Genomic DNA, 26,421 nt, shown 5'->3' with positions numbered 1-26,421 from the left:
TCTAGTCGGGGTTCTGCTGGGTGAGGTTGTCGACGCAGGTGAAGTCGCGTTCCCACAGGTAGGTGCCGAACGCTTCGTTGATGATGCTGAGGCATCGGCCTTCGACGTCGATGACGTCGCCTTGCTCACCAGAGCGGATGGGCGGCCCGTCGACGGGCGCTGTGACGAGGTACTGGTGGATGCTGGTCGGCTGCTCGCCCGCGCTGGTGGTGCCTTCGCGGTTGAGCTGCTGGACCCTGACGAGGACCGGGGTCTTTTCGGTGCCCCAGATGTCCTCGCTGCCGTCCCAGCCCTTGGGGGCGGGGTATGGGGCGGGTCCGCCGCTGATCCTCCGGAACACGGCGGGGGACTGCATGGTCGCCGCCGCTACGGGCCGGTGCCGTGCCGCCCACCCGGGCGGCATCACCTGGTAGCCGGGGAGCGGGCTCACCAGCGGTACTCCGCACCCTCAGGCCGGAAGGACGAGGCGAACGGCACGATTTCGAAGAACGGCTCATCCTTCGCGGCAGCGTCGTCCGCGTCGGCCTTCGCCCGCAGCTGCGCGGCACGCTTCCGCAGGTCCGTGGCGACCTTCGGGCCGTCCGTCGCGAGGTCCTGGGTGCGGATCGCTTTCGACAGGAGCGACTCGGTCGTCGCGATCGCGTCGAGGGCGTCCGCTGCGGCCCGGTGCACGCTGCTGTCGTTGAGGTCGAGGTACCCGGTGATGTGCTCGTCGGTGAGGATGGGCGCGGACTCGTCGAGGTCCGCGATGAGGAGGCGTACCTTGCCGATCGGCTGGTCGTAGTAGATCGCCATGGTGCCTCCTAGGAAGTGTTGGGGTACCCCCGGTGGGCGCGTACTGGGATTGATGCCACGAGTCAGTCGCGGTCATCCCACCGGGGGCGGGTGGTGCTAGGCGCCGGCGGACGCCCAGACGCCGGGGGTGAAGCCCTTGTCGATGCCGTAGACGTCGCGCCCGCGGAACCAGATGGTGTCGTCGTTGAACGAACCCGCCTCGACGGGCAGGTCGCCGCCGCCGACTGACGCACCCTGGTCGCGCTTGACCCGGATGTCGACCGTCTCCTCACCCGAGAGGAGTGTGCGGATGATCGAGGGCAGGTCCGAGGACTTGCCCTGCACGATGGCCCACGCCGTGTTCTGGCCGGAGCCGAGGCGCTGACCGACGGTGCGGGACTCGAGGGGCGTGACGACGTTCCGGAACGGGTTCGTCTGGCGCGTCTTGGTGACCTTGTTGCCTTCGGTGACCGCGAGTTCGATCTCGGCGGCGAGAAGGACCCGGTTGACCTCGGTGCGCAGCGCGGGGCCGTGCACGAGGACGAGGTCGGAGACGTCGACGAGCTCGCCGCGGTGGTTCTCGCGGACGGCGAGTTCCTTGATCGCGGCGTCGAGGGCCTCGGGGGAGAACTTGACCGTCTTCACGTCCCCGAACAGGGCCGTGTTCCAGCCGTTGTTCTTGATGAGGAGGTCCGCGACGGCGTTGTTCTGGCCCTTGACGGAGCCGTTTCCGAGGAAGCGGGGGAAGTTCGCGAGGGCGGAGAACTCGCGGCTGCGCCGAAGCTCCCAGGTCAGCCCGTACGACTTGCCGTGCTTCCCGGCGCCGTGGTCCAGCTCGGTCTCGGCGAGGGTGCCGCCCTTGTACTCCTCGCCCTGCTTCACCGTCTCGAACGCGTCGCCCGACCACAGGTCGACGAGCTTGTGGCGGTTGAAGTCGTCGACGGTGATGTCGACGAGGAGCGGCTCGAACTCCTTCTCCGCGTCCTTCTGGAAGGTGACGGCCTGCTTCGAGAACGCCTGGCCGAGCAGGACGGGGAAGTCGCTGGTGGAGAGCGCTTCGAGCAGGGTGGCCTGCCGGAAGTAGTCGGAGCCGGAACGGCCGGCCTTGAACAGGCGGGCGGCTTCGAAGACGCGCTCCTGGTGGGTGGGTGCCTTGCGGAACCCTTCGTTGACGAGTGTGTCCATGGTGGTCTCCTTACGCGCCAGCGGCGGTCTGGGTGGTGTAGCCGATCGGGGCTACTTCGAGTGGGCCGGTGCCCGTCCCCTTGGTGCCGAGGGCGACACCGAAGACGTAGTTGCCGGTGGCCGTGGCGGTGAGGGTGCGATCGGTCTTGATGTAGACCGGGTCGCCGACGTTGGCCACCGCGCCGGTGACCGGGATGTCGTAGGAGCCGTCGAGCCACAGGGTGGCCTTGCCGTCGGTCTCGCGGTCGATCTGGGCGACGCCGCAGATCTGGCCGACCTTGACGGGCTCGCCGGACTTCACCCCGGCGGGGACGGGGACGCTGATGTGCAGGGCGTTGGTGTACCGCTGGTTCTTTGCCATGGTGTGCCTCCTTAGAGCGCGTTGACGATGTCGTCGTCGGTGATGGTCTTCGATTCGTCGACGGCGGTGGTGTCGCCGACGCCGTCGACCTTGCCGGCGCCCTGGAGGACCTTGATCTCCGCGGCGGACTCGGTGGCCTCGGCGCGCAGGGCGTCCGTGGTCATGGTCGAGCCGGTGGCGGTGAAGGACTCGAGGATGCGAGCCTTCGTGCGGGGTGCTTCGAGGCCTGCGAACGCTTCGGCGATCACGGCCTCTGCTACCGACTTGCGGAGGTCGGCGTTGTCGGACTCGAGCGCGGTGACCCGGCCGGCGTCCTGCTTGAGGGTCGCCAGTTCGGCTTCCTCAATCTGGGTTGTAGCCACGATGGGCTCCTTCCTTTCGGTTACCCCAGCCGGGATCGGTGGGGAATTCTTGGACTCCACGGTGGGAGTGGTGACGGGCACGTAGCTGGTCTCGGATCGGACCTCGACCGGGTCGCCGGTGAGCGTCGCAGCGGTCGCGTTGACCGTGTAGGTGCGCTGCCAGATCTTCGAGCCCTCGTCGTAGTCGGAGGAAGCGTTGAACCAGACGTTGGTCTCGTCGAAGTCGCGGACGTACGTGTACCTGTTGGCGCCGCCATGGGCGTCCTTCACGGCGCGGGACAGCATCTCTCGTGTCTGGTTCGCGGTCGCCTCGGCGACACCGTGGGAGATGGCGGAGTGAGTGACTCGAGCCGATTCGAGGACGTCCATGACCTTCCCGCCGCGGCCTGCGCGGGTGACGAAGTCGACGGATTGAGCCTCGACCAGGCGGGTGATGATGCGCGTGCCGGATGCTTCCTCGACCTCGGCGGACGCCCGGATGCTGACCCCGATGTCGTCCTTCATCTCCTCGATGACGCCGGCGTGCGCGGAGTATGCGCGGATGTCCGCGTAGAGGGCGCCGGATTCGTAGACCGCGTCGTTGTCGAGGACGGCGGCAAGGTCCTTGACCGTGCGCTCGGGCCGGTCCATGGTTTCGAGGGCGGTGGGGTGGTCGAGGTACATGTGGGTGCCTTTGGCGAAGATCTTGTCCTTCGCTGCCTGCTCCAGCGTCTTGCCCGGGTAGGTGCCGGACGATCCGACGCCCTCGTCGATGATCTTGATGCGGAACCGCTTCGCGCCCGTCTTCTCGAGCGTGCCGGTCAGGGTGTCGACCGACTCTGTGATCAGTACAGCCACGAGGGCCTCCTATACGATGTGCGGGTGGGGCTGGATGATGCGAATACGGGTGGGCCGGGCGAATGCCCCGGCCACGAGTTCGTGCTCTCCGGCATCCAGCTCAGGGCGCGGGGCGCGAGCATGACGCAGCAGTGCAGGTACTGCGGAGCGGTCAGTTACACGCCGTCACGCCAGGACTGACGCCCGCAGGTCACGCACCGGGGTGACGGCGACGCTGTCCCGCCATCCCGCGTTCTGCTTCACGGTGGCGAAGTCCGCCCATTGCGCGTCGCCTGAGCGGTACAGCTCGAGGCGGGACGGGCCCATGATGCTCAGCTGCGTCCGTTCGGTGAGGTTCCCGAACCACTCCTCGCTGCTCTGCATGAGCGACGGTGGTTCGTCGATGCCTTCGAAGCCGAGGTCCCTCCACGACTTGGTAACCGGGATCCGGTCGCACCGGCAGTTCTGATGACCCTTCGGGCCTTCTTCTTCGAGTGGGTACTCGGTGCCGTGCTTGGACAGGCAGGCGATGCAGGTTTTCGCGTCGAGGTTGGCGCCCCATGCCCAGCCGCGCATGACGTCGGCGTTCGCGATGTCGGAGGCGCGGCCCCCGGATCGGTGGGCGTCGAGTGTTTCGGTCCTCGCTATGGTGAGTGCCCGGGTGAGCCCACCGTTGAAGTGCCCTTCCGTTTCGCGGATCATCCTGCGTGCGGTGACGCGGGGGTTCTCGCCTACGGCGATGCCGCGGACGAGGTTGCGGCGCATGGCGAGCTGCGCGTCGACTGAAAGGGGGTCGGCCGCTGACTCGATCTGCCCAGTGATGCGCAGCACGATGGCGTCCATGGCCGCGGTGGAGACCTGCGTGAACGTCGGCAGGGTTGCCACCTGGCCCGCGGGCGGCAGCTGCGACTGGAGCACTTCGATCTGCGACTGCGCCGCCGCTAGGGCGGTCAGTGCGACGTCGGCCTGCACCGTGACCATGGTGGTCTGCGCGAGTTCGTCGAGCCGTTCCGCCGCCAGGGTCAGGGCCTTTCGGAGTCGGATGTTCCGCGCCACCTGCGAGCCCGTCAGCCTGCCGTCCTTCGCCGCCGCCAGCAGCTCCGTGAGGGCTGCATCAAACTCAGGGGCGAGGACGTCCCACGCTTCCACCCACGCCTTCGTCAGCGCCAGCGTCTGCGCGTCCAGCGTTGTCACGAGGTCGTCGCGCCGGTCCCCGAGGAGTGCGAGTGTGCGGGCGTTGATACTCATCGTCACCCTCCAACACGTCGTACTCGTCCTCGACCAGACGGCCGAGCTTCCCGAACTGCACCACCCTCACCGCAGCGCCTCGCTGGGGTCTTGGCCTGCGCGGAAGCGGCGGGTTGCGTCGTCGCCGGCGGTGACCAGCGGGTCGATGAGGTTTCCGTCGTCGTCGGCGACCCGTTCGATGATCTCGTCGGCGTCGTCCACGTCGAGTGCGTGGAGGATGAGCTTGAGGATCTCGACCTTTGGGACAGTGCCGGTTCCGTCGGCAATCTCGATGGCCTTCATGATGATGTCCAGTGGGACCTCGTCGAGCTTCGGCCACACGAACTCGATGGTGTTCTCGTCGTCCCCAGCTGGCGTCGCGTAGAGCCGGTCGCCGTCGCGCACCACTGTGCCCTTGAGGGGTCCGCGGGGCGCGATGATGGCCTGCTCGATCACATAGTCGAGTGTGGCGCGGTCGGTCTGCTCGCACAGTTCCTGCCGGCCGCGCATCTCGAGGCGCTTGACGAGATCCATGGTGACCGCGGTCGCCCGGTTCCCGGCCTGCCCGGGGTCGGCGAGGAGGTCGATCACGCTGACGCCCATGGCCGCTGCGACGAGCGCCGCAACAGGGCGTCCGGAGTCGGAGTCGATGGTCGCCCCGGTCTTCGGGACGGCCTCGAGCTTCGTGCCCTCGGAGCCCATCGCCCATGAGCCGGCTGGCGCGTTCTGCCCCGATTGCACGGCGGCCCGGACCTTCTGTGACTCGAGGCCCTTCTTCGGGACCGCCTGATAGGCGATCTTCGACAGGGACTTCACCAGCAGGACCCAGTCCTCGATGAACTCCTTGTAAGCACGGGCGTAGGGGAGAGCGGCGTAGGTGTCGCCGATGCCCCACAGCCAGCCCTCGAGGTCGTTGACCTTCTCGTGGAGGACGGGTGCGTCCCACCGAACCTCGACGCCGCCGAGGTTCCTCGGCTTCGTGAGGGGCTGGTAGGTGAGGGCCGGGTAGTAGGCCTTCCGCTCACGGGTCAGGCCGCTCCCGCCGAACGTCTCCGTCGGGGTCGTCTCCTGCCAGACGCGCAGGTAGTACCAAGGCTCGGTCTTGTCGCCGGGCGCGGTGACGATGTCGGTGATCTCGTCGAACGGCAGGGTGCGGACCCGGACGGTGCCGTCGAGGGGATTGGTGAAGTGGGCGCGGAAGACGTTCCCGTCCGTGCCCTGCGCCTTCGTGCGCCGTTCGCGTGCTTGGGCGCCGGTGAACGTGGCCTTCGTGTCCTCACGGTCCAGGAAGGCCTGCACAACCTCGTTGACGGCCTCGTCGCGGGCACTGATTTGCACGCCTTGGCCCCACACGTACGCGTGCCGGATTCCGAGGGCCCGCTTGATCAGCGGGTTCGCGATCGCCATGAGGCGGCCGTTCGTCGCGATGCGCTTGAGCCCGTCTCGGGAGAACTCGTTGACGAGGTCAGCGTTGAGTTTCGACCAGCCCGAGTCCTCGGCCGCGAGCTGCAGCTGCGCCATGGACTCCTCAAGCCGGTACTCCAGTGTCTGCAGCTGACCGACGGAGATCTGGACGACGTCAGTCGCGGGGGCTGCCTCTTGGAGGCCGATGCGCTGCAGGAACTTACCCACGGTGCCTCCATTCGTTTGAGCGTGCGGGTGGTGGGTATGGGATCAGTACGGGCTGATGCCCGACCATTCCTCGACGTACGGTTCGATAGGTTCGAACATGCCCGCTTCGAGGGGCATGAGGAGCAGCCGGTTGATGGCCTGCGACAGGGCGTCGATCGTGTCGTCGTGGGCGCTGTTCGGGAAGTTCCGGGCCTCTTCGATGAGCTCGTCCACGTTGGGGAGGATCTCGGAGACTGGCAGGAGCACGTTGCCGGACTCGGTGAGCGGGCTGATCGCCGAGGCGCGAGCGTACTTCGACCCTTCAGGCTCGATGGGGATGAGCCCCATCACCGTCTTCCCAAGGGCGTTCATCACAGCGGGCCCGTTGGCTTTGTCCTCGACGAACTTCGCGACCGCCTGCGGCCACTTCGCGCTCATGGCTTCGATGGCCTGGCAGGTGGCGGTGAAGTTCAGGCGCTCCCGCACCATGTCCAGCAGGTAAGCGTCCATGCCGACCCTCAGCCACACCTGACCGACCACGTAGTCGCTGCTCTTGGTGTCCTTGAACGCGAGGTCCCACGACTGGATGAGTTCGTGATCGTCGCGGCCGATACCGGGGACTGTGCGGCGCCCGTCAGGGTGCTCGATCCACAGCTTCTCGGAGTAGCGTGCCCATTCCTGTGGGAAGACGCCGCCCGTGTCGGGGGAGGGTCTGCCCTGGTAGAGGCTGGCCCAGGTGCGGGCGCCGGCGGTGGCTTTGCGCTGCAGCCACTGCTTGAGCGTCCTCCCGCGGGCGCTAACCATGAACTCGCCGGGCTTCCTGCCGAGCGGGTCCGTCTCGCCCTTCTCCGGCCTGTGGTCGGCCTGGGCGGGGATGTTGAGGACTTTCCAGCCTGCCTCTTTGTCGTGCTCGAGGAGGCGGCCTGCGAGGTCGTCTTGGTGCCAGCGGGTGAGGATGACGATGACGGGGGCGCCGGGCGCGAGACGCGCCGAGGCGGCGTCCGTCCACCAGTCCCACACGTTGTCCCGGTAGGTCTTCGAGTCGGCTTCTTTGCGGTCCTTGATGGGGTCGTCGATGATCATCATGTCCGCGGGACGACCGGTAACACCGGCCCCGATGCCGACGCTGAGGACGCCGCCTTCGTGTCCGTCAAGCGTCCACTCGTGCACGGCCCCGTTGTCGGAGGCGATGCGCAGGTCGATGTCGTCGGTGGTGGTGATCCGGTTGCGGATGACCCGCCCGTTCCTGTTGGCGAGGTTCTGCGCGTAGGACGCGGTGACGATGCGGAGGTCGGGGTTCTGGGTGAGCGCCCAAATAGGGAAGTCGTTGGCGACCCGGACGCTTTTGCCCTCCTGCGGAGCCATGCTGACGATTAGCCGCGAGTCGGGAGTGTTGAACGCTTCGACCAGCGCTGCGTCGATGAGGTCGAGTGCCGGAGTCTGTACCGTTTTCGGGTTCGTCGCCAACGCCATGGCGCCGGGTGACGCCCACTTCGGTTTCCTCGGTTCGAAGTGTGCTGCGGCGCGTTCCAGCCATGGAGCCGTCACGGCCGCCGCCCTCCTGCTCAGGTGATGGTGATGGTTTCGACGTCCTCGACGATGACCTCCGGGTTGTCGGTGATCCGCGCCCAGAGCGTGTACTTCCCGGGTGGCATGCCGGTGATGAGGTGCCCGTGTTCGCCGTCGAGGACGAGGGCTGCCTGCCAGTTGGTGGCTCGTTCGGGGTAGGGGACGAGTGCGGTCTCTACGGTGACGCCGTCGAGTCCGTTGGGGGAGGTGATTCTGATGGGCCGGAACTCGGTGGCTTCGCGGTGGATGGCGGTCACGCTGTCACCTTCCATCGTTGTCGTCCTGGCTGGACCGTATAGCCTCGGCCGCCGGGCTCGACCTGGTATCTGCGCGGTCCTGCGGTGATGGTGATGTCGAGGTCGCGTTGGGCGCTCGAGGTGCCTCGGACCGTGAACAGGGTGAGGGTTTCGTGGGTGGCGCTGCCCTGAGACACGTAGTGGCCGGCGATCGCGCCCGAACAGCTGGTGCTGAAGACCATGGATGCGGCAGTACCGCGTTTGCCCTGCGCGGACCCCACGATGGTCGTGGTGGAGAGCGTGGCCCCGCGTGTTCGGCGTACCCCTGACAGCGTGGAGGTCGTTGTAGTGCTGCCCTCGACCGATCCCGACCGTGAGTCGAGGGTTGGCGCGGAGCCTTCCACGGTGCTCGTGGTCAGTGTCGTGACGGGTACTGAGCCGACCCGCGTGGTCTTGCCCCTAGTGTCGGAGGTTAACGCCGTGCTGGTCGACATGGCCGCGGATCGGGCTGCCTTACCCGCGACGGTCCCTGTCGTCAGGGTCGAAGTGGTCACCGCGCCGGAGGTTGCGCTGGCCCCGGCGGCAGGGCCTGCAGTGGCCGTGGTGCCGGTCGCTAGTCCCTTGCGGGATGCCCGCCCCAGGATGGTGCCCGTCGTGAGCGTCGCACCGGTGAGCGATCCTGACCGGGTTGTGCTGGTCACGGGGCCGATGAACCCGGATGTGAGCTCGTCGGTGCCTTCGTAGCTGTCGAGGGTGATCGCCCGGGTCTGGGCGAGGTTGGTGTTCCGGCCGAGCCGGTACGTCGCGAACGCCGTTGTCCCTGCGTTGACCGTCGGCCCGGAGTCGTAGGACCAGAGCGGGGTCGTCGACTCGCCCTCGAAGAACGCGACCTCGATACGGCCGTTGCTGGTCGTTGTCCCCGCGGTCGCCGCGTGCTCGATGCGGTAGACAGTGCCGGCGGTGGCCTGCTGTCCAGTCGTCGACGATGTGGCGATGTTCGCGCCCACCGCGTTCTGCACCCCGAAGAACCCGGAAGCCGTGATGATCGGGATTCCGACTGACTGGTTCGCCGTGTTGTAGAACGACCCGAAGTGTTCCTGCACGGTCGGCATTGTCGCGAGCCGGGCGTAGTGCCGGCTGGTCAGGCGGGTCCCGACCGTGCCTGCGAGGTTCCAGATCAACTGCCCGCCGGCGGTCGTCCCGTAGGTGGCGAGTGCGGACCGGGCCCCGTGGATGGGGTTCGTGCCCGTGTACGCGAACGAGTTCCCGGACCCGGTGTTCACGATGCTGCACGCAGTACCTGCGACGCCGCCACTGTTGCCGGTGGTGACGTTCGTGCCGGCGGCGCCGCCCTCGAAGCTGTTGGCGATCCGCACCATCGGCTCGGCCCCTAGCGGTAGATGAGGTAGTTCCCGTCCCGGTCAGGTGCCGGCTTCGTCCCGCCGATCGACGTGTCGACCCCGACGAGTGTCCGGCCGCCCTTGCGGATCGTCACCGACGCTGGCGTGATCTTGTTCGGCACCCCGTTGTAGACGTCGTCGATGTGGACCATGATGCGGCCCGCGTCGATCCCGTCGTTGTGGATGGGGTCCTCGATGAGCAGGGTTCCCTTGTAGGCGTCCTGGTCGGAGTTGAACGTGAAGTGCATGGCGTTGCGGTACTTCGCCCGGTCGGGGCGGACCGTGGGGCGCACGTGGTGCACCTTCCCGCCGACCCGTTCGTGGTTGATGCCCGCGTGACCACCGATGGACACGAGGTCCTCGGTGTACACGTCGCCGCACTGCCACCACGTCGGCATCCCGTAGGGGGAGTCGCGGAGGGTGGCGCGGATAAGGCGGGTGCTCGCCACGTTGTTGAACCCGATCAGGCTCGAGCAGACACCGTTGCCAGCGAGGTCGATGTCCGTGGCTTCGACGGACGCGCACCGCCAGTAGTTCAGACCGAACGTTTCACCGGGCGGGAACCACTTGTCGCCGGGCGCGAACCCGGCACCGGTGATCCGGTCGGACTCGGCCCGTCCCTTGTTGGTGCGAATCTGGGCGCCACCATGGAGGTGCCCAGCTTTCGATTCGCGCCAGTGGATGTCGCTGAACACGAAGTCACCGCGGGCGCTGTCATTGGCGACGAGGATGTAGAACGGGTTGGTGCTGTTCGCGGGGAGCGCTGCTACTTGCGCGGCTTTCGTGGAGGAACCGGGGACGATGCCGAGTTCCAGTGGGGCGCCAGGGGTTCCGATGAGCCCACCGACACCGTTGTGGACCCAGAAAACGCCGTTGCCGTAGGGGAAGTCGCGTGCTTCGGCGACGAGCCCGGGTGGGGCGCTGATGATCCGGCCACCCTGGTCTTTCGCGAGGGCGGCTCGGAGGCCTGCCCCGTCGAGGGTGACGCCGAGGTCCTGGAGGCGGACGATCGGCACCCCGGACGAGTGGACCCCGGTGGGCTGGACGGGCGCGGCCGGGGCTGCCGGGGGCGGGGTGGGCTTGGTGAGTTCGAGGATGCGGGCTTTCGCCTGGTCTAGTTCGGCGCGGGCGGCGACGAGCTGCTGTGCGGCGTCGTCGCGCTGCCCGGTGACGGTGGTGGTGTTGGCCTGTTCGTCGCGGACCTGCTGCTTGAGGCGGGTGATGTCCGCCTGCAGTGGTGCGAGGGCCGCCTGAAGAGACTCTTCGAGGTACGCGTCCGTGGCTGCGGTGATCGCGGCGAGGAGGCCTTCGGTGTGGTTCATCAGGCGCCCTGCAGGGCGAAGCTGGTGAGCGTGTACTCGCCGGCGGCGTTGAACTGGACGTCGTTCGTGGAGCCGTTGCCGGTGGGGATGGGGAAGGACCCGTAGAACGTGCCACCGGTCGCGCCGCCCCAGAGTCCGACGTGGGTGACGGGCCCGTTACCGGCGCCGCCGGTGAAGTTCTTCCCCGCGACGACGATCAGCCCGTTCGCGGAGGCAGGCCAGCCAGCGGCGACCCGACCAGCACTGGTCTGGTTCGCGCCCGTGGCCCCGGGGTCGGCGGAGTGGAGTGCGATGTGGGTGGCGGCTGCGGCGAGGGCGTTCTTCTCGACGTTCAGGCCAGCTGCTACGAGTGCCATGGCTGCTCCATCTCGGGCGGGGTTTTGAAGTGTGCTGGTGTCGAGCGCAGGACCAGCGGCCAGCCCCAAGCCTTTGCTTCATGGGCGTCGGTGGCTCTACACGATGTTCGGCGTGTTCCGACCCGGTTACTCCCAGCCGTCATCTCGTGCAGCTGGCCAACCGCGGGAAGGCTACAGCTACGAAAAAGTGGCCCCGCTTCTGGAGCCACTGATCGCACTATGAGAAGAGTATGGGGACAGTCACCCTACGTCAAGTGGTGTCTTGGCCCGTGTTGCGGGTTGGTTGTGGCATGAGTGGTAGATGTCGGCTGCGGTGTACTGGTGTTCGCGGGTGGCGAGGTCGCAACGGCCGTAGAGCTTGGAGCGTTGCGCCCATTTCTTCGCGGTGTCGTAGCTGATGGTGATGTGCTTGGAGTCGCGGAGTGCGCGGACGAGGAGTCGGAGGCTGGCGGTTGCGTGCCAGGCCTGGCCGATCATCCACTGTTGCCGTTCGGCGACGTCCCACACGGCGTGGCAGCTCCGGCACTTCCCGGTGGGGGATCCGACGACGGCGGTGACGAGGCCGTCGCAGTCCCCGAAGCCGCAGACGCCGAGGCTGATGACGTCGAGGGCCCTGTCGGTTGCCCGCCGGCACTCGGCGAGGGAGGCGGCGAGTTCTTGTGCGAGGTCGCCCGCCCAGTCCTCCTTCACCACCATGCGCATGTGCTGGGCGAGGAACGCTGCGGCCTCTGCCGCTGACCGGACTCGGTAGCCGCCAGCCAAGGCACCAGCCCACCCGTTGAGGACAGACGCGAGGGTCTCGCCCTTGTCGTGCGCGTCGAGGTTCATGCACGGCCGCGAGCCGGTTGCGCCACCGCCGATCGCCGAGGACGTGGCGTCCTGCCGACGGATCGTGACCCGGAGGTTCGCCCACACGTCCCCGACCGCGGCAAGATCCTTGGACAGGTGGCCGGTGTGAGTGGGGCAGAGGGTGAACCCGTCGTACAAGGGCACGTCGCACCGGCCGTCACCGCACAGTGTCGCCTGCTCGATGGGGGTGAGCGTCTCGGTCATGCTTGCTCCGCCCGGATCGACTCCTTGTGTTCTCGGTGCCACTTCTGCCTCTTCCCCTGGCTCGGGAGCGCTTCGGATAGGGCGCCGCAGCTGCACTTCGCGTGCCCGTTTCTCCACTGCGCCCCGTATAGCTGTCCCTCTGCTGTGAAGGGTCGGCCCTCGGCGATCAGGGTATGACCGGAGAGCCTGGTGTTTGCCCTGAGGGGTGGGTAGTCCCCGCTCACTGATCGCCCCTGAGCCAGACGGATGCGCCGTCTGCGCCGTGGAGGGTTTCGATCGGCATGAGGTCTGCGGCGGCGGTGAGGATGCCGCGCACTTCGGCCCGGTACTCGGTGCGGCCAACCTTCTCGGGCACGTCGGCCCACGGGGTGGAACCGGGGAGTGCTTCCCATGCCCGCCGGCAGAGTTCCTCGAACGTCGCCTCACCCACCGACTGGTTGGGGCTGGGTAAGTTAGTGCGGTCGGTTGTGGCAGCATCGCCCTCAAGACATTGGGTGAGTGCCGGTATGGGATGAGCGCTCGTCATGCTCTTCATTCTACCCGAGTAGCAGGGTAGAACACCCCGTGTCGCAGGGGTCGGGAAAAGCTAGCTTACTGCGATGACCTGCTCATGTAGGAGAGCTACCAGTGCGAACGCTAGCGCTTGTGCTGTCTTCGCGCCCTCCTCGCTGATCCCCGAGTAGTGCTCACTCCCGTGTCGCTCGCCGCCCTCCCACAAGTTCTGCATCATCTGCTTTACAAGCTCCTGGTGATTGGCATTCTTTTCCCGCAAAGGCAGTGTCACACTCTTACTGCTTAGGTGCGTGATCACCGAGCCGAGGGTCGCCTTTGTGTTCTTCGGCAAGTACCGGGGGCAAGCTAGCGTTTCGACCGCCTTCACGCTCAAGTCATACGCGTGATTCGGATTTGGGTTTACTCCGTAGGCAGCGTTGAACGCTTCGGCCAGGAGCTCTCCAGCCATTCCCGTTTTGGAGGCGACTTCCTCGTAGGATTGAAGGACTCCGGTTGGTATGCGGTGGGACAGACGAGGTTCGCCATCAACAGTCGAGACTTGCCACTCAGAACGCCCAGCTTCCAACACATATCCGAGACTCGTCGCCTCTTCCTTAACGCCGGCCACGTCGTAGAACAGCATGCAGTCGATGAGGTTGACCAGCGCCTCTGAACTCGCCTTATCAAGCCAGTGTCGGAAATAAGTCCGGTTCGGGGGTAGGTTCTCCTTCACCTGCAGGCTCAGAAAGTTGACTCCCACAGAGAAGTCTTCGTAAGGGCCATCGAGCACATCCAGCACCCAGTTGACGAGTTGAGGCCGCATGTACTCGGGGATGCCGGGTTCGATTGCCGTCAACTTGGCGAAGTCATCTGCTTTCATGGCGGGGGGCACCCATTCGACCACGGTCATCTCCTCTGTGCGGCGGTTTCCACCTTGGAGGTTACTTCATTAGGGCGTGAGTTCGCCGAGTGCGCGGAGTGCCTGGGGCACCACGGTGGGCACGAGCTCCCACTGAGATGGGGACAGGTTGAGGGCGTCGAGGATGGACCTGATGGCGGCGGCCACGAGGTCGCCCTGCTGCTCAGCGAGACGGACGCGGCGCTCTTCGATGCCGGCCTTGAGTGCAGCGGTGGTGACGGCGACGAGGTGTTTCCGTTCCCCGAGGTACAGCTGGTACCAGGCGTTGAACTCGGCACGCTCCGTGGTGACGTCGACCGGCCCTTGGGGTCCGATGCCGTCCTGCTTCTCGACAAGGCCCCACACGAGCTGGTCGGGCTCGAGCTCCCGGACCTTGGCCTGCAACCACAGGACCGTGCCGTACGTCCGTGAGATCTCGTCGAGAAGGGCCTTCGCCGGGTCGATGTCCTGAGGTAGGCCGAGGGTGACGATCGCTTTCTTCATGATGTCCCGTGCTTCCTGTTCGGCGACCCGTTGAGCGGCGGCTCGCTGCGCTTGGGGGGACTTGCCCCCGTGGCGGGCACACCGCCGCTGGCCCCGCATAGGCGGAGCGCCGCACGAACCGCCGTCACGCTTTTTCGCGCCGCACTCCGCCATGCTCACCTATCCTTCCGCTCTCATTTGAGCTAGATCCCAGCCGATGATCTTCCGCATATCGATACGAAGCGAATCGAAAGTCCGCGTCGATTCCCCGTTGATGATTACCGCGTCAATCAGGTTGATATACATCCTGTGGAATTTCGGGGGCTCCCCCTCGTCCTTCTTGAAGCGTTCGTCGAGCATGTCTTCGCTCATGCGGAATCCCTCGGCGATATTGGTGGCGCCCGCTTCTTCGAGCCGATCCGCCTGGCGGAGATGCCAGGTCTTGCGTGTCACTACCGTTCCAGAAATCACTCCTGCTGCGGTCACCAGAGAGATGCCCATTCTTGAATCGTGCGATTCATCATTCGATCCCAGAACTACCCCGAGCAGGATCTCTAAGTGAATATCGAGGGCCGGTCGGGCGGTCTCGTCTGCGCCCTGTTGAGATATGGGTTCGGCGTCGGTCATTATTCCCTCCACTTCATCTGGCGCGGCGTGTTCCGCGTCACAACCAAAGCTACCGAGTGACGGTGACAAACTTTCACAGCGTGTCGACGTGACACACTTCACGCGGGGTTCATAATCAGGATGCACGACCACCTAGTGAAGGTCTAAGCAGACATCGGTCACCCATCGTAGACCTAACGACGCATCATCAGTCGAGCTTCGCGAATGAGGGTTTAGGAGCAATCACTGGCATGCGCGTCTGATTCAGGTGTAGCCAGTGAGGTGCGTCCACCGATACCAACTTATGCTCCGTGTTGACGAGGTCTTGCTGGGACGCTTCATTAAGAGCGTTCTCAATTTCCATCACCTTGACCGTCGCGTAGCTTTCAAGCTGAGCCTGGAGTCGCTGCCCCATTGGTGTCGGTTTGTAGAAATAATGAGCGCGATCATGCTTGCCGACTGTGATGATTGCCTCCGCGACTGACTCGTATGCATCATTGAACAGACCCATGAATCCGTCCGGGTCAGGAAGGACTGCGAGCCAGAGTCCCTTGTGGTAACGGGTTCCGTGGCGCAAGTCGGCGGCTTCAGGAACGATACCGAGGCGAAGTCCGGCCCCTCCTTCCAACTGGTGCCAATTACTCTTGATCGTCGTAGCTAGGTGTCGACGGCGGTCTTCATCGCCGAGGAACAGATCGGTTTTCCAGATGCTCTTAATTCGAGTATTAAGCATAGGTTCAGCAGCCTTACCCCGCGCCGCCACCGAGACCCATGGTCCGAACTGGAAGGGTCGTCCGGACCCCTCCGGAAGCAACAGTGCGTCTTGCGCCGCAGAGTCGACAACGGCGTCGAGGAAGCCAAGGTACTTAGCCCGCTCATAGCCGAACATCAACGACGTTGGCTTGGTCAGAGAGACAAAGGATTTCCGGGAGGCTCTGGTCATGGCAGCTTGGACCGGTTCGAGAACGCGTGGTTCTTCGCCGACTATGGCCTCATGTACCGCCCACTCGAATCCATCACCGCGCATTCCCTTGTCCCTATGCAGCCGCGCAAACTTCGACAGTTGGCGGAATGTCACCTCCTGCCGATCAATGTTCAGGTCCTCCAGGTCAGAGTGCGTAAGTTGGTCAAGGTGCGCTCGGAGTACGGAGCGGGCGACCGCGTAGAGAGCTCGTCCTCGCTCGTCAATAGGCTGGTTCTGCTTGACGAAGGTCACGGCACCGCCGGGAGAAGTATTTGGCATGGTGAGAAGACTATCGAAGCGAAACGACAAGTCTGGGAGCGGCGCCGTATTCGCGTCGTGCGGCGAGCACGAGAGCGTTCGCGGATTATCTCTCACCGCTGTGCAGCTCGAAACGAGTGTTTGCGCCCGAGGAAGTGCACTTCATCTGGTGCGCTCTGTGTCCGGTGGGCGGCGGTCAGGTCAGCGAACCGGTCCGCCTGGACGGTGGACGGGGCGCCGCACGCGATGGCGTGAGCGTACGCGTCGAAGGCCTCCACGAACGACGGGATGGTCATCGCCTGGCCGCCGCTCGGACCATGGCGTCGACGGATGCGGTGACCTGGTAGGTGTAGGTTCCGCTGATCAGCTTCCCGTCGGACGAGTAGAGCCTGACCTCGCCGTTCGGGTGCCGGCGCAGGTCCGACAGCCAAAGGTGTTCGAGGCCGTCGCCTTGCTCCCGCTTCTGGTTGAGCGCCTGCACAGCTGCGACGGCTTCCGCGATGGTCTGTGTCCCGTCGATGCCGAGTTCGGCCAGGAGCTTCTCCACCTCGGCGCTCATGCTGCGGCTTCTTCGAGCTCGATGATCCGGTCGACGGCTGCTTTGATGCCCGGCTTGAGAGTGGCGTAGCCGGTCGCTTTCAGCTCTCCGTAGCAAACCTCAGGGAAGTAGATTCCAGCGAGTTCGTCGCGGCGGGCGTTGCGCTTCGCCTCAGTGGCACTGCTCTGCCGTTCGACCGCTTCGGCTATGGCGAGGTTGGCCGAGGCGATACTGCGGTTCCAGGTGCCGTCGGTCTTGTCGCCGTCTTCCTCCGCGAGGGTGAGGCTGGGCTGGTAGCGCTGCTGCGCCAAAGCTGTGACGAGGCCGATGTCAACGTGATCACTGATGCTGACCTCGGGTACTTCGTTGCGGGGGATGATGACGAACTCGGCGAGGATCGCGTCTGTCGCCATGCTGGCGTTGCCGGCGCACATCCCGTTGATGATGGCTTTCATCTGCTCGCGGGGGGTGTTGCTATCGTGGTCCATATCGGAACTAGCCTTCAGGTCATGGCCCCGGAGTTCGCAGCTCGCGGGGCTTCTTCGTGGGGTGATGCGGTTATCTCATTCTACCCGAGAAGGAGGGCGTTCCACCCTACGTCTCAGGGTGTTTCGGTGATGGTGATGAGGAGTTGCGCCGGGGCTTTGTGCTCCGATGGTCGGAGGTCAGGGCCGGTCACGTACTGGTTGGAGTCGTCGGCGCACAGCCCGTAGTCGATGAGCCCGTCGACGACGGCTTTCGCGGTGGGCATGAGGTTGTGGACGTCGTACGCCCGGTTGGTGGGCTTCGTGACGGTGATGGTGATGCTCACCCGGTCGAGGCCCATGACGAGGCAGGCTTGCCGGGCCCGGATGTGGGTGGCTGACCGCCATGCCCTGGTGAGCTTCGCCCTGGTTGCCCAGTGCAGCCGCTGATTCAGGTTGATCCAGTCCGCCGGCGCCGGAACGACCAGCTCCCACGGACCGCCGCTCACGCGCCCCTCCTGTCACCGGTCAAAGAACCCCGCACCGCAGGGCGTAGAAGGCGCTCAGAAGCCCCAGAACCGGTCGAGACGGACTGGTGGACCCGACGGGCCGTTACGTCGCCCCTGACCCCCAACACGGGCCGCCCAGCCAACAACGAACGCTCATGCTCCCACTCAGCGAACACCCGAGCCTCATACGCACGCGCATCTACCAACGCAATCCGCGTCACCTCCACCCGCCGCAACACCCGCACCCGCTCCCCATCCCGAGTCCCGCTCAGCTCCGAACGCTCCCGCGACAACCGCACCACCAGGGCGTCCGTGATGGCCTTCGCCTCCGCGAACCTGGACTGCGCCACCCCAACCCGCGAAGGTCGCTGATCGGGGGAGTCGGTCGCCACTACGTGGGGGGTCCTGTTCGCGCTCATCGGGTGGCCTCCTTTTGGCAGTAGCAGCCGCAGCGCTGGGCGCTTGGGTCGGGCTGCCCAGTCCGCTTGGCGTGCTCGATGTCGTCGGCGTCTGCCCAGGTGTGCCAGCTGGTCTCGCACTCTCCGAATTGGCAGGGCCAGCACTTCGAGTAGCAGATGCTGATGCCGGTTTGCTCGGTCATGGTGTGCCTCCTGGGGTCCAGTGTTTGCCTTGGTGGGTGGGTGGTCTGTCGCCGACGAGGATGTCGGCTTTGCAGCAGTGGCAGGTGTGCGCGGGTTCAGTGGCGTGGTCTTCGCATTTGGGTCCGGATGGTGGTGCTTCCCTGGGTTGGTCGGGGCGTTCCCAGTGCTTGCCGTCGAGGAAGATGATCGCCGGGGTGTTCTTGGTGGGGTCGTTCGCTACCCGGATGGCGGCTTCGCAGAGGGCGGGGTAGCTGGGGATGGTTGCGAGGTTCTTCCCGATCAGCGAGACGATCGCTTCGGTGGACCAGCGGGGCCGGATCTCGTGAAGCAGGGCCGCGAGGATCGTCGCTTGGTTGCGGGTCACCGGATGAGGAGTTTCAGCAGGCAAGTGTTCCGCCTCCTTCGCGTCACTTAAGTGACGATTGCTTGCTTGTCTTGGACCACTTCTTGAAAACCCATCCATGCTGGGAGGTGGCTTAAGTACTTGGTCTTGGTCTTGGTCTTGGTCTTGGTCTTGGAGAAGCGTTAGTAACGGTGTCTGTCACGCGTCACGTCACGCGTTACTCGTCTGGCTTGTCACGCCTTTTGTCACGCCACGCCTTCTGTCGTGCGCGGGCCTTCGCACGGTCCTCCTCAACCTGTTCCTTCGTGCGCTGGTACTCGGTCCAGGACAGGAACTGCCAGTCGGATCCGGAGGCCTCCCAGAACCGTGCGGTCACGAGCTGCTGGGCCAACCGGCGGCCGCGAGGCCACGAGTCCACGTACCAGCCGGGCACAAGCCCCTCGGTCAGGTAGTCGGAGCAGTACGTGCCGGCCATGAGCCACAGACCCATCGCCTCGAGGCCCGCCTGTCGCGGCTTTGGATGGGAGTGCATCTTGTCATCAGCGTTGAACCAAGCCATCAGGACCTCCGATATGGTCGAGGAGTGATTTCGACCGCATCTGAACCATCCTGGGCAGCGGAGCTTTTTAGTGGTTCCATTGGCTCACTCGTAGCAGCGGTTATAGGCGGGCTCGTAGCGCTCGCAGTAGTTCGGTCGACCAACCAGCAAGCGCGTCGCAACGCGGAAAATGAGCGGCGCGTGCAAGCCATCGCGGAACTCAGTGCGGCTCTCAACGCGTTCATTCTTACCTTCGATGCTGAAGGGGAGTTCAACCCAAGGCGCGAATTCATAAGCCTGGAGACTGCATTCATAAAGCTCCGCTTATCAGGTACTGAGACGGTTGAGCTCGCGGACATAATCGATCCTTTGTCGGCCCTATTACCTAAGTTGGCAATCAAGTTCAATGACCCGAAAACACCTGCGGTGAAACAAGGGGAGATCCGGGAGGTGCTTACACATTCGGTCGCGGTACTCGTGCAAACCCTCATCGAGTGGCCTACCGACACACCGAAGATGCGGCAGATGAGTCTCGTGCTTCTCGAGGGATGCGTTCGGTCTGCGAAGTCGACGTTCCTCGACGTGGGCGGGGTGTCAGTTGCACCGTCCCTCCCTGAAGGGGTGGAACCGCTCAACAGAAGGCAACGTAAGGAGCTGAACAGGCGCCGAACTATCTGGTTCAAGAAGCTCCAACGCGGCGGTAGATAGTCCACCGGATAGCGCGCTCGAGCGCCGTCGTCGATGGCCTCGCGGCTATGCGGGAAGGACCTCGAGTAGAAGGGCGAAACCTGAGCTAGCCTCACACCATGGCTATTGAGTGGGGGACTCCCGTCGGCTGGACGGGCACGCGTGAGGATATCGCCGCGATGTACGGCGGTACGAGGTTTCAGGGAATGGAGACGCCGAGCTCGTCGCCGAATGTCCTGCTGTTCTCTGACCCGAAGGTGGGTCGCGAGAACGGGTACGAGTTCGACGGGTGGTCGACCGACGGCGAGGTTTTCTCCTATACCGGCATGGACCGGGAGGGTCCGCAGAAGATGCACCGGGGCAACCTGGCCCTGCGTGACCACAAGCTGAATGGTCGGGCGGTCCGCGTATTCGGTGTGAGCGGTAAGGCCGCGACCGGGAACGGGCTGACCCGCATCTACCTTGGCGAGTTCGCACTCGATGACGAGTTTCCCCATTCGACCGAGGACGCTCCGGGCGCGGACGGAGTCATGCGCACCGTTTTCGTGTTCCACCTTCGCCCGGTCGGCGAGGTGCTGCGCCGCGACGAAGACGTGAGCTCGAAAGCCATCGCGCCCATGGATGCGGGCTCCGCGGTACGGGTGCCGCTCGAGGCTCACACTGTCGGCGAGTTCGAGCGCACCGCTGTAGAGGCAGGTACGAGTAGGAAGCGGGAGCAGGACCTCGTCGAGGTCTTCCAGCAGGTTCTGCAGGGCCGTGGACGTGAGCTCGACCGTTTCAAGGTGTACCCCAGGGGCAGCACGATGCCGCTTTTCACGGACATCCACGACGCCACGGAGGGCGTTCTCTACGAAGCGAAGGCTGATGCCACGCGTAACAGCGTCCGTGCCGGCCTCGGGCAGCTGCTCGACTACCGACGATATGTCGACGGTCGACCATGCCGGCTGCTGCTCCCGGCTGCGCCGAACGATGACCTGCTCGAGCTCCTCGCGGAACATGGCATTGCCGCGGTGTGGCGCGTTGGTGAGACAGCTACTTTCATGATCTATCAGACAGGCCATAAGCAGCACTTGTGATCTGGTACCGCTGATGCTGGTACTCGCACGCAGTGCACCGATGCTTCCAACATAAGGTAATTCCATGGTGCAGATACTCCAGTGTGATGAGGGCGGCTCCGTGACGTGCGCCATCCTTGAAGTGGCACGGTCCCTCCAGGAGGGACCGTCTGCATTCGAAGTACTTGCGATCGGGGTGATTCCTTTACTCGCTGCCTTGGCTTCCATTGGCGTCTTGTACTTCTCTGTCGTGACTGCCCAGCAAGCAAAAGAGCAGGCGCAGAAGACTGAACGTGCTCGCGTGCAGGCTGAGAGAGATCGCATTGAGTACGAGCGCCAATTGCGGTTTGAGAGGTCAGTGCGCGAGGTTCTTGTCTCGCTCTCCCACCATCTGGAGCAACAGGTAGCCCACCGACGAATCGAGAAGCGGTGGAGAAAGCGTCTGGTCGAGGGAACCGTCGAAGCAGGCACTGAGCCTGATCGGCCCTTTCTCTCGTCGCTCATAGTGCTGGTGGGTGCAGCGAAAATTGATGGTGACCTGGAGGACCAAGAGATCCTGACAGGAGTGCGAGCCGTCCTTTCGCAGGCCTTGCGCCGACCAATGGACGCAAGAATCAGACTGATGAGTGTGTTGCCCGACGTGCTTGTGCGATGGTTGGTGGCCCCGCAGGGTGGTGAGGAACGAAGGAAGTTGGTCCGACTACTGAGCGAAGTGCAACAGTGCAACACAGCGGAGGAAGTCGACACCGTATTCGCAGTATTTTTGAGCGAGAGTGAGCCGTCGGGACTAGGCGGCGCATAGAGGGCAAGGAAGGTCATGCTGCTACCGCCTTCCGCAAGTCGACGCGGGCGCCGGGTACACCGGAGTTGATGAGCTTGCGTGCCGCCCGGTCTCCGTAGGCGATGAGGACGGAGGGTGCGCCGCTGTTGGCTTTGGCTCGGCTACCGTCGGGGTGATGAAAGTGCAGCCGGCCCTCGATGAAGAGGAGTGCGGTGGCATAGGGCCACACCCAGTCGAAGAACATGCGGGTCTCGGTACGGGCGAAAACGAGGGCAATGCCGTCGCCGTGCTTGGCAAGGCGCCCAAGCCAAGTGGCTGCTTGCAGCCCGTAGGGCGGGTTCATCCAGACGTTGCCTTCCCATTCGCGGGAGAGCCCGTCGTCGTCAATCGTGTAGTGCTTCGCTGCGGTATCCCAGGGACGGTCTAACGGTGAGCAAGGGTCGAGGTCGAATGGTCCGAGGGCTTTAATGATCCATGGCGGGGTGAGCCACACATCGGACTTCATGGCGGCTGACTGGTGGGATCCCATGGCGCCGCTCAATCGCTGCACCTGCACTCGCCGGTGATGCGGATAGGGGACCCGCAGGAGGTGCAGATTTCGGGCTTGGTGATAGTGGCGGTATTCATGGTCGTTCCTTTGCTGATGGGTAACGCCGCCCTCCACCGGTGGGGGCGGAGGGCAGCGCTGAGGGAAGTTCGGACTAGAAGGGTGGTTCCGAGTCGTGCTGCTGGCCGCCCGCGGGCGTTGCCCACGGGTCGGATGCGGGCTGCTGACCCCACCCTCCGCCGCCGGATGACGGTGGCTGAACGCCGCCACGAGTCCCGGGGCCTTGCGTTCGAATGACCTTCGCGGACGCGTTCTTCAGGCTGGGCCCGATCTCGTCGACCTCGAGCTCCATGACGGTGCGCTTCTCGCCTTCCTTCGTGTCGTACGACCGCGACTTGAGGCGCCCCTGGGCAACGACGCGGGTGCCCTTGGTCAAGGACTCGGCGACGTTCTCGGCCATGTCCTTCCACGCGGACGCCCGGAGGAACAGGGTCTCGCCGTCCTTCCAATCGTTCGACTGCCGGTCGAAGGTGCGCGGCGTGCTGGCGATCGTGAAGTTCGCGACCGCCGCCCCGCTCGGTGTGAAGCGCAGCTCGGGGTCGTTAGTCAGGTTCCCTATGACGGTGATGACTGTCTCGCCGGCCATCAGTTGGTCCCTGCCAGCCATGCAGCGTCGGCATCCGCATCGACGACCGTGGGTATGACCCCGTCGGCGTCGACGACGTCCTCGGCCGCCTGGTTGCGCTCGGCGGCTTCCGCCTCGAGCTCGTCGGTCAGCTGCTTCGCTTCGCCCACGGTGAGGTCCTTCGAGCCGGTCAGGTCGCGGCCGACCCATGCGGTGACGACGGCGAGCATCTCGTCCTTCGTCGTGTGGCCGAGGGCCTTGAGCGCGTTGCCGAGTGCGGTCTGCTGGGCGCGAGAGCACAGCGGCTCCGTCGCCTCGACTGCCGGGGCGGCTTCGGGCTGAGGTGTCTGCGCTGCTGCGGCGAGGCGGGCGGTCGCGGACTGCCCGGGCGCCTGCGACTGGGTAGCCGGGACGCGCTCACCCATGTCCTCGAGCTCGATCTCTTCGGCGCTGTACGCCATACCGAGAAGGATGTCGGGGAACACGGTGCGGCACGCTTCGGCTGCGGCCTTTGCGCCGAGCATCGCGATCGGGTCGGACTGGTACTTCGCGTTGGTCGTGTAGCCGGCCTTCTTGGCGCGTGCGATTGTCCAGGTGAAGTCCTGCCACTGCTCCTCGCCTTTGCGGCGAACGGAGTAGGTGACGGAGTCGTCGGTCGCGGCCGAGCGCTTCACGCCGTGTCCCTGCCCGATGACGAGGGCGACCATGGTGCGGGCATACATGCTGGGCATGCCGTGCACGGGGAAGATGTTCTGCACCGCCTGCATGGGGTCGAGCCCGACGGACTTCCCGGCGAGGATGACGGCGGCCGCGTCGAAGGTCAGCTCGTCCATGTCTTTCGGCACACCCTTCCGCTTCTCGCGCAGTGCGAGGGGTAGGAAGCTGGATGAGGCGAGGACCTGCGCGAGCTGGCGGGCGGCGGCCAGTTCGGCGGCCCACTCGTGGAGCTGCACGACGGCGTCGGTCTGCGGGAGCGCAGCGGGGACGGGGAGGGCCAGCGCCGCGGGGTTGCTGGCCGTGGTGAGTTCGGTCATGACGGGGGTTCCTATGCTTCTCGGGTTGCCCAGGCGGGCAGGCTGATGGGGTCGGATTGTGGGTAGCCGGGCCACTCGTTGGTGGCGCTGCAGTGGTTGTAGGTGTGGATGGATCGGGTGTTGGCGGCCCGTCCGAGGTCGAGCGCTTCGGCATCGAGCTCGACGACGGAGACGAGGTAGGGGGGCTGCTTCTCGACGAGGATGAACAGGAAGTCGGGTCGGGCACCGGTGACGGCGTGGATGCCGTCCCGGTAGTGGGGGTCCTGCTGGTGGTAGCCGAGGTCGAACGCGGTCTTCCCGAACTTCCGTGGGTCCGCGGATGCCGCTGTCTTGAGGTCGGCGACGATCGGCCCGATGGGGGACTCGAGGTCGAGCTTGTCCGGCCGGCACCTGAGCGCGGCGCCGGTGTCGTGCTGCCAGAACAAGGACTGCTCGGCTTTCCCACCGGTGAGGGCGAGCCGTGCGACTGGGTGAGCGGCGACGCTGTCCCGCATGGCCTTCACCACCAGGTAGTCCTTCTCGAGCAGCGGGACCATGCCTTCCGCGTATGCGGCGTCGCGTTCCTCCCGGGCTGCCTTCGTCCGCCAGTCGGCGAAGTCGAGAGCCCGGATCTTCGAGTGGTCGTCCTCGAGGACGAGGGAGTGGGTGGCCGTGCCGACGTCGAAGATGCCCTTGTGCTCGGGGTTGTCCATGCGGTGCCGGTAGTGCGCCGGCGTCTGGGTGGCGAGGATCTTTAGCCCGGTCGCTGAGAGGCTGTCGTGCGAGTGGTACTCGTGGTTCGGCAGGCCGTCGATCAGGCCCGTCTCGGCGATCGTCGCGGTCATGGCATGCCCTTCGGTGTGGTGACTTCCCACTGCTGCTGTGGGGTCGGGTCTTGGAAGCAGGGGAGGGTGTCGTCGCGGCCGCAGTCGATGCCGTCGGCGTCGAGACCGCAGTCTGGGCAGTCGGCGCTCATCGGAAGCAGTCCGCGACGACGAACGCGCAGGCGGCCATAGCCATCAGGCAGAGGAGGCTGAGGACCGCTTCGCCGGTGTCGCTGGCGAGCCACCGACGGATCACCTGGTGCCGCCGAGGGCGAGTGCGGCGATGGTGAGGTTCTCCTGCTCGACGCGGAGCCAGCGGTCGCGCGCGTGGTCAGTGTTCGGGTGCCCGTACAGCTCGGTGACGCAGGCTCCGTGCTCGAGCGCCCAGATCTTGCCGACCGCTTCCATGGCATCGCTCACCGTGAAGGCGTTCACGTGCCGGTCGAGGATCGCGGCGAGGATCCGGGCCTGCTGTGCGTACCCGTTGTCGGCGTCCACCGGCGTTGACTCGGCCCACAGTGCGACGAGGGTGTCGGAGACGTCGACGTTGCTAGTCTGGGAGAGGAACTGAATCACCTGCGCGGTGGACGTTTCGTTGAGAGTCGCACCCTGGCCGGTGCGGCTCTCTATCGTTGTGATGGTCATGCTGCTACTCCTGTCTGTGCGGCGAGCCGTTCTGCTGCGAGTACGGTCTGCCGATTCCTGACTTTGGTGAACTCAGTGACGTTGTTGTTCCGGAGGGTGATGTCGCGGTCGACGTCGTCGAGGCGGCGGCCGGTGTCGGCGTCGCTGACGAGGTCGTCCTTGAGTCGGCTGGCCCAATCCGCGAGGGCCGCCCATACGTTGTTCAGATCCACGGCTTTCTCCTAGCTGGCGAGTGCTCGGCGGAGCCGCTTGTTGCGGTCCCGTGACGATCCGGTCGGCTTCTGCTTGTGCTCGGTGAGGGTCACGATCTGCTGGTAGTGGTCCTCGGTGAAGCGGATGGTGCGGGGCCCGAGCTTCAGGCACGGCCACTCGCCGGAGTGGCCCTTGGCCTTCACCATCGACACCGATACGTGGAGCTTCTCGGCCAGCTGGGCCGGTGTGTGGTGGTCGGCGATCACGGCTGGGCCTTCCGCCACACCCTGCACAGTCCGCCGGAGCGTTCCGGTCGTGCACTGGGGTGGATATCGCACACCTCGATGAGTCCCTTGCCGCGAGCTGCCCGGAACAGGGCGCCCCACGCGTTCGGGTGCTCAGGTTTCTCGAGGCCCCGCTGGGTGAGCGTGTACGCGTCGAAGGGCTGGCCCTCGCCGGCGATCTCGGAGATGAGCTCCATGCCGCGCTGCTTCCACGGCTTGGACTCGAGAACTGCTGCCTGACTCATGCTGGAACCTTCTTCCTGCTGGTCTCGCGCTGGATGATAGACACTTCTGCCGAAAATAGGGACCCGCGGGGCTCGTTGAGGACGTCCTCGATTGCGCGGGCGACCTCTGGTTTCGCGGTTCGGCGTTCGCCGGAGCGGAGGTGCCCGATGGTGGAGTGGGAGACGGTGGCCTTGCGGTCCTTCTTGCGGAGCTGCCGTTCGACGGCGTCGGCAAGGCTGCGGACGGTGTATCCGCGGTGTGTCATGAGTACCTGGAGGAACTGTGCGTCCTTCAGTTTCATGTCCAACCTCCTGACTGTGACGATCACTTTCAATGTCCTTCCAGTGTAGACGTTCGTTGTTTGTCTAACAAGAGTGTAGACAGACTGAGACGCGCTTGTCTACAAGTCGTGGAGGGGAGTTAGGCATCGTCTCGCGGCGCGGGTAGTTACAGCCATGAGATTTGTAGACACGCTGTCTACACTCAAAGTTGCGGACCCCGTTAGACGCACTAGAAAGTCAGTAGACATGAGACGAGATGCCCCCGAACCGTGGGCGCAAGCCATGGTTGACGCAG

General features: G+C 65.1%; 36 protein-coding genes and 1 pseudogene. 4 read left to right on the top strand and 33 right to left on the bottom strand.

The genetic code is table 11. The features are described from left to right. Position 1: 1 nt before the first annotated feature. The 5 genes from ASF21_RS13105 to ASF21_RS13085 form a co-directional block, all read right to left on the bottom strand. On the bottom strand, positions 2-430 hold the full coding sequence (locus tag ASF21_RS13105) for a DUF6093 family protein (protein WP_055772051.1): 429 nt from the start codon (positions 428-430) through the stop codon (positions 2-4). Then, positions 427-795, bottom strand: a complete 369-nt coding sequence (locus tag ASF21_RS13100; RefSeq protein WP_055772048.1) for a hypothetical protein — start codon at positions 793-795, stop codon at positions 427-429. Before ASF21_RS13100 ends, ASF21_RS13105 begins: the two co-directional genes overlap by 4 nt. 96 nt (positions 796-891) lie before the next feature. Continuing rightward, complete coding sequence (locus ASF21_RS13095) at positions 892-1,959, bottom strand: hypothetical protein (protein ID WP_055772045.1); 1,068 nt, start codon at positions 1,957-1,959, stop codon at positions 892-894. 10 nt (positions 1,960-1,969) lie between these two features. Beyond that, positions 1,970-2,320: a DUF2190 family protein gene (locus tag ASF21_RS13090; protein WP_055772043.1), complete on the bottom strand. Its 351-nt coding sequence runs from the start codon at positions 2,318-2,320 to the stop codon at positions 1,970-1,972. An 11-nt stretch (positions 2,321-2,331) separates the two neighbouring features. Continuing rightward, entirely contained in the window at positions 2,332-3,519 is a 1,188-nt protein-coding gene (locus ASF21_RS13085) for a hypothetical protein (protein WP_055772040.1), read from the bottom strand. Between the two features lie 24 nt (positions 3,520-3,543). On the opposite strand from ASF21_RS13085, the gene ASF21_RS16965 reads away from it, so the two are divergent. After that, positions 3,544-3,699, top strand: coding sequence for a 3-oxoacyl-ACP reductase (locus tag ASF21_RS16965; protein WP_157365913.1), 156 nt, complete (start codon positions 3,544-3,546; stop codon positions 3,697-3,699). On the opposite strand, the gene ASF21_RS13080 is transcribed toward ASF21_RS16965, so the two are convergent. From ASF21_RS13080 to ASF21_RS12980, 19 genes and pseudogenes are all read right to left on the bottom strand, one after another. Beyond that, on the bottom strand, positions 3,685-4,746 hold the full coding sequence (locus tag ASF21_RS13080) for a phage minor head protein (RefSeq protein ID WP_055772038.1): 1,062 nt from the start codon (positions 4,744-4,746) through the stop codon (positions 3,685-3,687). The two genes, ASF21_RS16965 and ASF21_RS13080, sit on opposite strands and share 15 nt — an antisense overlap. Before the next feature lie 66 nt (positions 4,747-4,812). After that, positions 4,813-6,357: a hypothetical protein gene (locus ASF21_RS13075; protein ID WP_055772035.1), complete on the bottom strand. Its 1,545-nt coding sequence runs from the start codon at positions 6,355-6,357 to the stop codon at positions 4,813-4,815. Positions 6,358-6,399: 42 nt separating this feature from the next. Beyond that, positions 6,400-7,884: a phage terminase large subunit gene (gene terL / locus ASF21_RS13070; protein WP_055772030.1), complete on the bottom strand. Its 1,485-nt coding sequence runs from the start codon at positions 7,882-7,884 to the stop codon at positions 6,400-6,402. Positions 7,885-7,901: 17 nt separating this feature from the next. Then, the gene (locus ASF21_RS13065; protein ID WP_157365912.1) at positions 7,902-8,162 is read right to left on the bottom strand and encodes a hypothetical protein; all 261 of its coding nucleotides are present in this window, start codon (positions 8,160-8,162) and stop codon (positions 7,902-7,904) included. Further along, positions 8,159-9,520 (bottom strand): hypothetical protein, encoded by a 1,362-nt coding sequence (locus ASF21_RS13060; RefSeq protein WP_055772024.1) that lies wholly within the window; start codon positions 9,518-9,520, stop codon positions 8,159-8,161. Before ASF21_RS13060 ends, ASF21_RS13065 begins: the two co-directional genes overlap by 4 nt. 11 nt (positions 9,521-9,531) lie before the next feature. Next, positions 9,532-10,863 (bottom strand): hypothetical protein, encoded by a 1,332-nt coding sequence (locus tag ASF21_RS13055; protein WP_055772022.1) that lies wholly within the window; start codon positions 10,861-10,863, stop codon positions 9,532-9,534. Continuing rightward, positions 10,863-11,219, bottom strand: a complete 357-nt coding sequence (locus tag ASF21_RS13050; RefSeq protein ID WP_055772020.1) for a hypothetical protein — start codon at positions 11,217-11,219, stop codon at positions 10,863-10,865. Before ASF21_RS13050 ends, ASF21_RS13055 begins: the two co-directional genes overlap by 1 nt. A 240-nt stretch (positions 11,220-11,459) precedes the next feature. After that, on the bottom strand, positions 11,460-12,272 hold the full coding sequence (locus ASF21_RS13045; RefSeq protein WP_055772017.1) for a hypothetical protein: 813 nt from the start codon (positions 12,270-12,272) through the stop codon (positions 11,460-11,462). A 220-nt stretch (positions 12,273-12,492) separates the two neighbouring features. After that, a complete protein-coding gene (locus tag ASF21_RS13040) occupies positions 12,493-12,798 on the bottom strand; it encodes a hypothetical protein (RefSeq protein ID WP_157365911.1) in 306 nt (101 codons plus the stop codon). A 60-nt stretch (positions 12,799-12,858) separates the two neighbouring features. Then, on the bottom strand, positions 12,859-13,668 hold the full coding sequence (locus ASF21_RS13035) for a hypothetical protein (protein ID WP_157365910.1): 810 nt from the start codon (positions 13,666-13,668) through the stop codon (positions 12,859-12,861). A gap of 45 nt (positions 13,669-13,713) precedes the next feature. Continuing rightward, positions 13,714-14,166, bottom strand: coding sequence for a hypothetical protein (locus tag ASF21_RS13030; RefSeq protein WP_055772009.1), 453 nt, complete (start codon positions 14,164-14,166; stop codon positions 13,714-13,716). A 66-nt stretch (positions 14,167-14,232) separates the two neighbouring features. Beyond that, positions 14,233-14,319: pseudogene (locus ASF21_RS17605) on the bottom strand (HGGxSTG domain-containing protein); the annotation flags it as partial. 6 nt (positions 14,320-14,325) lie between these two features. Further along, positions 14,326-14,772: a hypothetical protein gene (locus ASF21_RS16960; RefSeq protein ID WP_157365909.1), complete on the bottom strand. Its 447-nt coding sequence runs from the start codon at positions 14,770-14,772 to the stop codon at positions 14,326-14,328. 187 nt (positions 14,773-14,959) lie between these two features. Continuing rightward, positions 14,960-15,994, bottom strand: a complete 1,035-nt coding sequence (locus tag ASF21_RS16955) for a hypothetical protein (protein ID WP_157365908.1) — start codon at positions 15,992-15,994, stop codon at positions 14,960-14,962. 271 nt (positions 15,995-16,265) lie between these two features. Next, positions 16,266-16,532, bottom strand: coding sequence for a hypothetical protein (locus ASF21_RS13010; RefSeq protein WP_055771998.1), 267 nt, complete (start codon positions 16,530-16,532; stop codon positions 16,266-16,268). Next, entirely contained in the window at positions 16,529-16,999 is a 471-nt protein-coding gene (locus ASF21_RS13005; RefSeq protein ID WP_055771996.1) for a hypothetical protein, read from the bottom strand. Before ASF21_RS13005 ends, ASF21_RS13010 begins: the two co-directional genes overlap by 4 nt. A gap of 113 nt (positions 17,000-17,112) precedes the next feature. After that, positions 17,113-17,484 carry a hypothetical protein gene (locus tag ASF21_RS13000; RefSeq protein ID WP_055771993.1) on the bottom strand — a complete coding sequence of 124 codons (372 nt, stop codon included), beginning with the start codon at positions 17,482-17,484 and terminating at the stop codon, positions 17,113-17,115. A gap of 597 nt (positions 17,485-18,081) precedes the next feature. Next, positions 18,082-18,474 (bottom strand): hypothetical protein, encoded by a 393-nt coding sequence (locus ASF21_RS12985; RefSeq protein WP_235498974.1) that lies wholly within the window; start codon positions 18,472-18,474, stop codon positions 18,082-18,084. Positions 18,475-18,646: 172 nt separating this feature from the next. Continuing rightward, positions 18,647-18,988 (bottom strand): hypothetical protein, encoded by a 342-nt coding sequence (locus ASF21_RS12980; RefSeq protein ID WP_055771982.1) that lies wholly within the window; start codon positions 18,986-18,988, stop codon positions 18,647-18,649. A gap of 180 nt (positions 18,989-19,168) precedes the next feature. Between ASF21_RS12980 and ASF21_RS12975 the strand changes: the two genes are divergently transcribed. The 3 genes from ASF21_RS12975 (at position 19,169) to ASF21_RS12965 (ending at position 21,511) form a co-directional block, all read left to right on the top strand. After that, a complete protein-coding gene (locus tag ASF21_RS12975) occupies positions 19,169-19,675 on the top strand; it encodes a hypothetical protein (protein WP_055771979.1) in 507 nt (168 codons plus the stop codon). A gap of 98 nt (positions 19,676-19,773) precedes the next feature. Beyond that, positions 19,774-20,730, top strand: coding sequence for a hypothetical protein (locus tag ASF21_RS12970; protein ID WP_055771976.1), 957 nt, complete (start codon positions 19,774-19,776; stop codon positions 20,728-20,730). A gap of 64 nt (positions 20,731-20,794) precedes the next feature. Next, complete coding sequence (locus tag ASF21_RS12965; RefSeq protein WP_055771973.1) at positions 20,795-21,511, top strand: hypothetical protein; 717 nt, start codon at positions 20,795-20,797, stop codon at positions 21,509-21,511. A 13-nt stretch (positions 21,512-21,524) separates the two neighbouring features. Here the strand turns inward: ASF21_RS12965 and ASF21_RS12960 are convergent, their stop codons facing one another. The 9 genes from ASF21_RS12960 to ASF21_RS12920 all read right to left on the bottom strand — a co-directional run bounded on the left by ASF21_RS12960 (position 21,525) and on the right by ASF21_RS12920 (position 26,146). Beyond that, the gene (locus tag ASF21_RS12960) at positions 21,525-21,995 is read right to left on the bottom strand and encodes a DNA N-6-adenine-methyltransferase (protein WP_200914837.1); all 471 of its coding nucleotides are present in this window, start codon (positions 21,993-21,995) and stop codon (positions 21,525-21,527) included. Positions 21,996-22,191: 196 nt separating this feature from the next. After that, positions 22,192-22,683, bottom strand: a complete 492-nt coding sequence (locus ASF21_RS12955) for a single-stranded DNA-binding protein (protein ID WP_055771965.1) — start codon at positions 22,681-22,683, stop codon at positions 22,192-22,194. Beyond that, entirely contained in the window at positions 22,683-23,696 is a 1,014-nt protein-coding gene (locus tag ASF21_RS12950) for a hypothetical protein (protein ID WP_055771962.1), read from the bottom strand. Before ASF21_RS12950 ends, ASF21_RS12955 begins: the two co-directional genes overlap by 1 nt. Positions 23,697-23,707: 11 nt before the next feature. Then, on the bottom strand, positions 23,708-24,520 hold the full coding sequence (locus tag ASF21_RS12945; RefSeq protein WP_082471549.1) for a PD-(D/E)XK nuclease-like domain-containing protein: 813 nt from the start codon (positions 24,518-24,520) through the stop codon (positions 23,708-23,710). Between the two features lie 231 nt (positions 24,521-24,751). Beyond that, positions 24,752-25,144, bottom strand: a complete 393-nt coding sequence (locus tag ASF21_RS12940; RefSeq protein ID WP_055771960.1) for a hypothetical protein — start codon at positions 25,142-25,144, stop codon at positions 24,752-24,754. Further along, entirely contained in the window at positions 25,141-25,356 is a 216-nt protein-coding gene (locus ASF21_RS12935; protein WP_055771957.1) for a hypothetical protein, read from the bottom strand. The genes ASF21_RS12940 and ASF21_RS12935 overlap by 4 nt, the downstream gene beginning before the upstream one ends. 9 nt (positions 25,357-25,365) lie before the next feature. Beyond that, positions 25,366-25,602 carry a hypothetical protein gene (locus ASF21_RS12930; protein WP_055771955.1) on the bottom strand — a complete coding sequence of 79 codons (237 nt, stop codon included), beginning with the start codon at positions 25,600-25,602 and terminating at the stop codon, positions 25,366-25,368. Continuing rightward, on the bottom strand, positions 25,599-25,865 hold the full coding sequence (locus tag ASF21_RS12925) for a hypothetical protein (RefSeq protein ID WP_055771952.1): 267 nt from the start codon (positions 25,863-25,865) through the stop codon (positions 25,599-25,601). The genes ASF21_RS12930 and ASF21_RS12925 overlap by 4 nt, the downstream gene beginning before the upstream one ends. Continuing rightward, a complete protein-coding gene (locus ASF21_RS12920; protein ID WP_157365907.1) occupies positions 25,862-26,146 on the bottom strand; it encodes a hypothetical protein in 285 nt (94 codons plus the stop codon). Before ASF21_RS12920 ends, ASF21_RS12925 begins: the two co-directional genes overlap by 4 nt. Positions 26,147-26,421 lie beyond the last annotated feature (275 nt).

Origin of the sequence: Arthrobacter sp. Leaf234 (genome assembly GCF_001422665.1) — a bacterium.
Taxonomy (GTDB): domain Bacteria; phylum Actinomycetota; class Actinomycetes; order Actinomycetales; family Micrococcaceae; genus Arthrobacter_D.
This window is presented reverse-complemented; position numbering and strand designations above follow the sequence as displayed.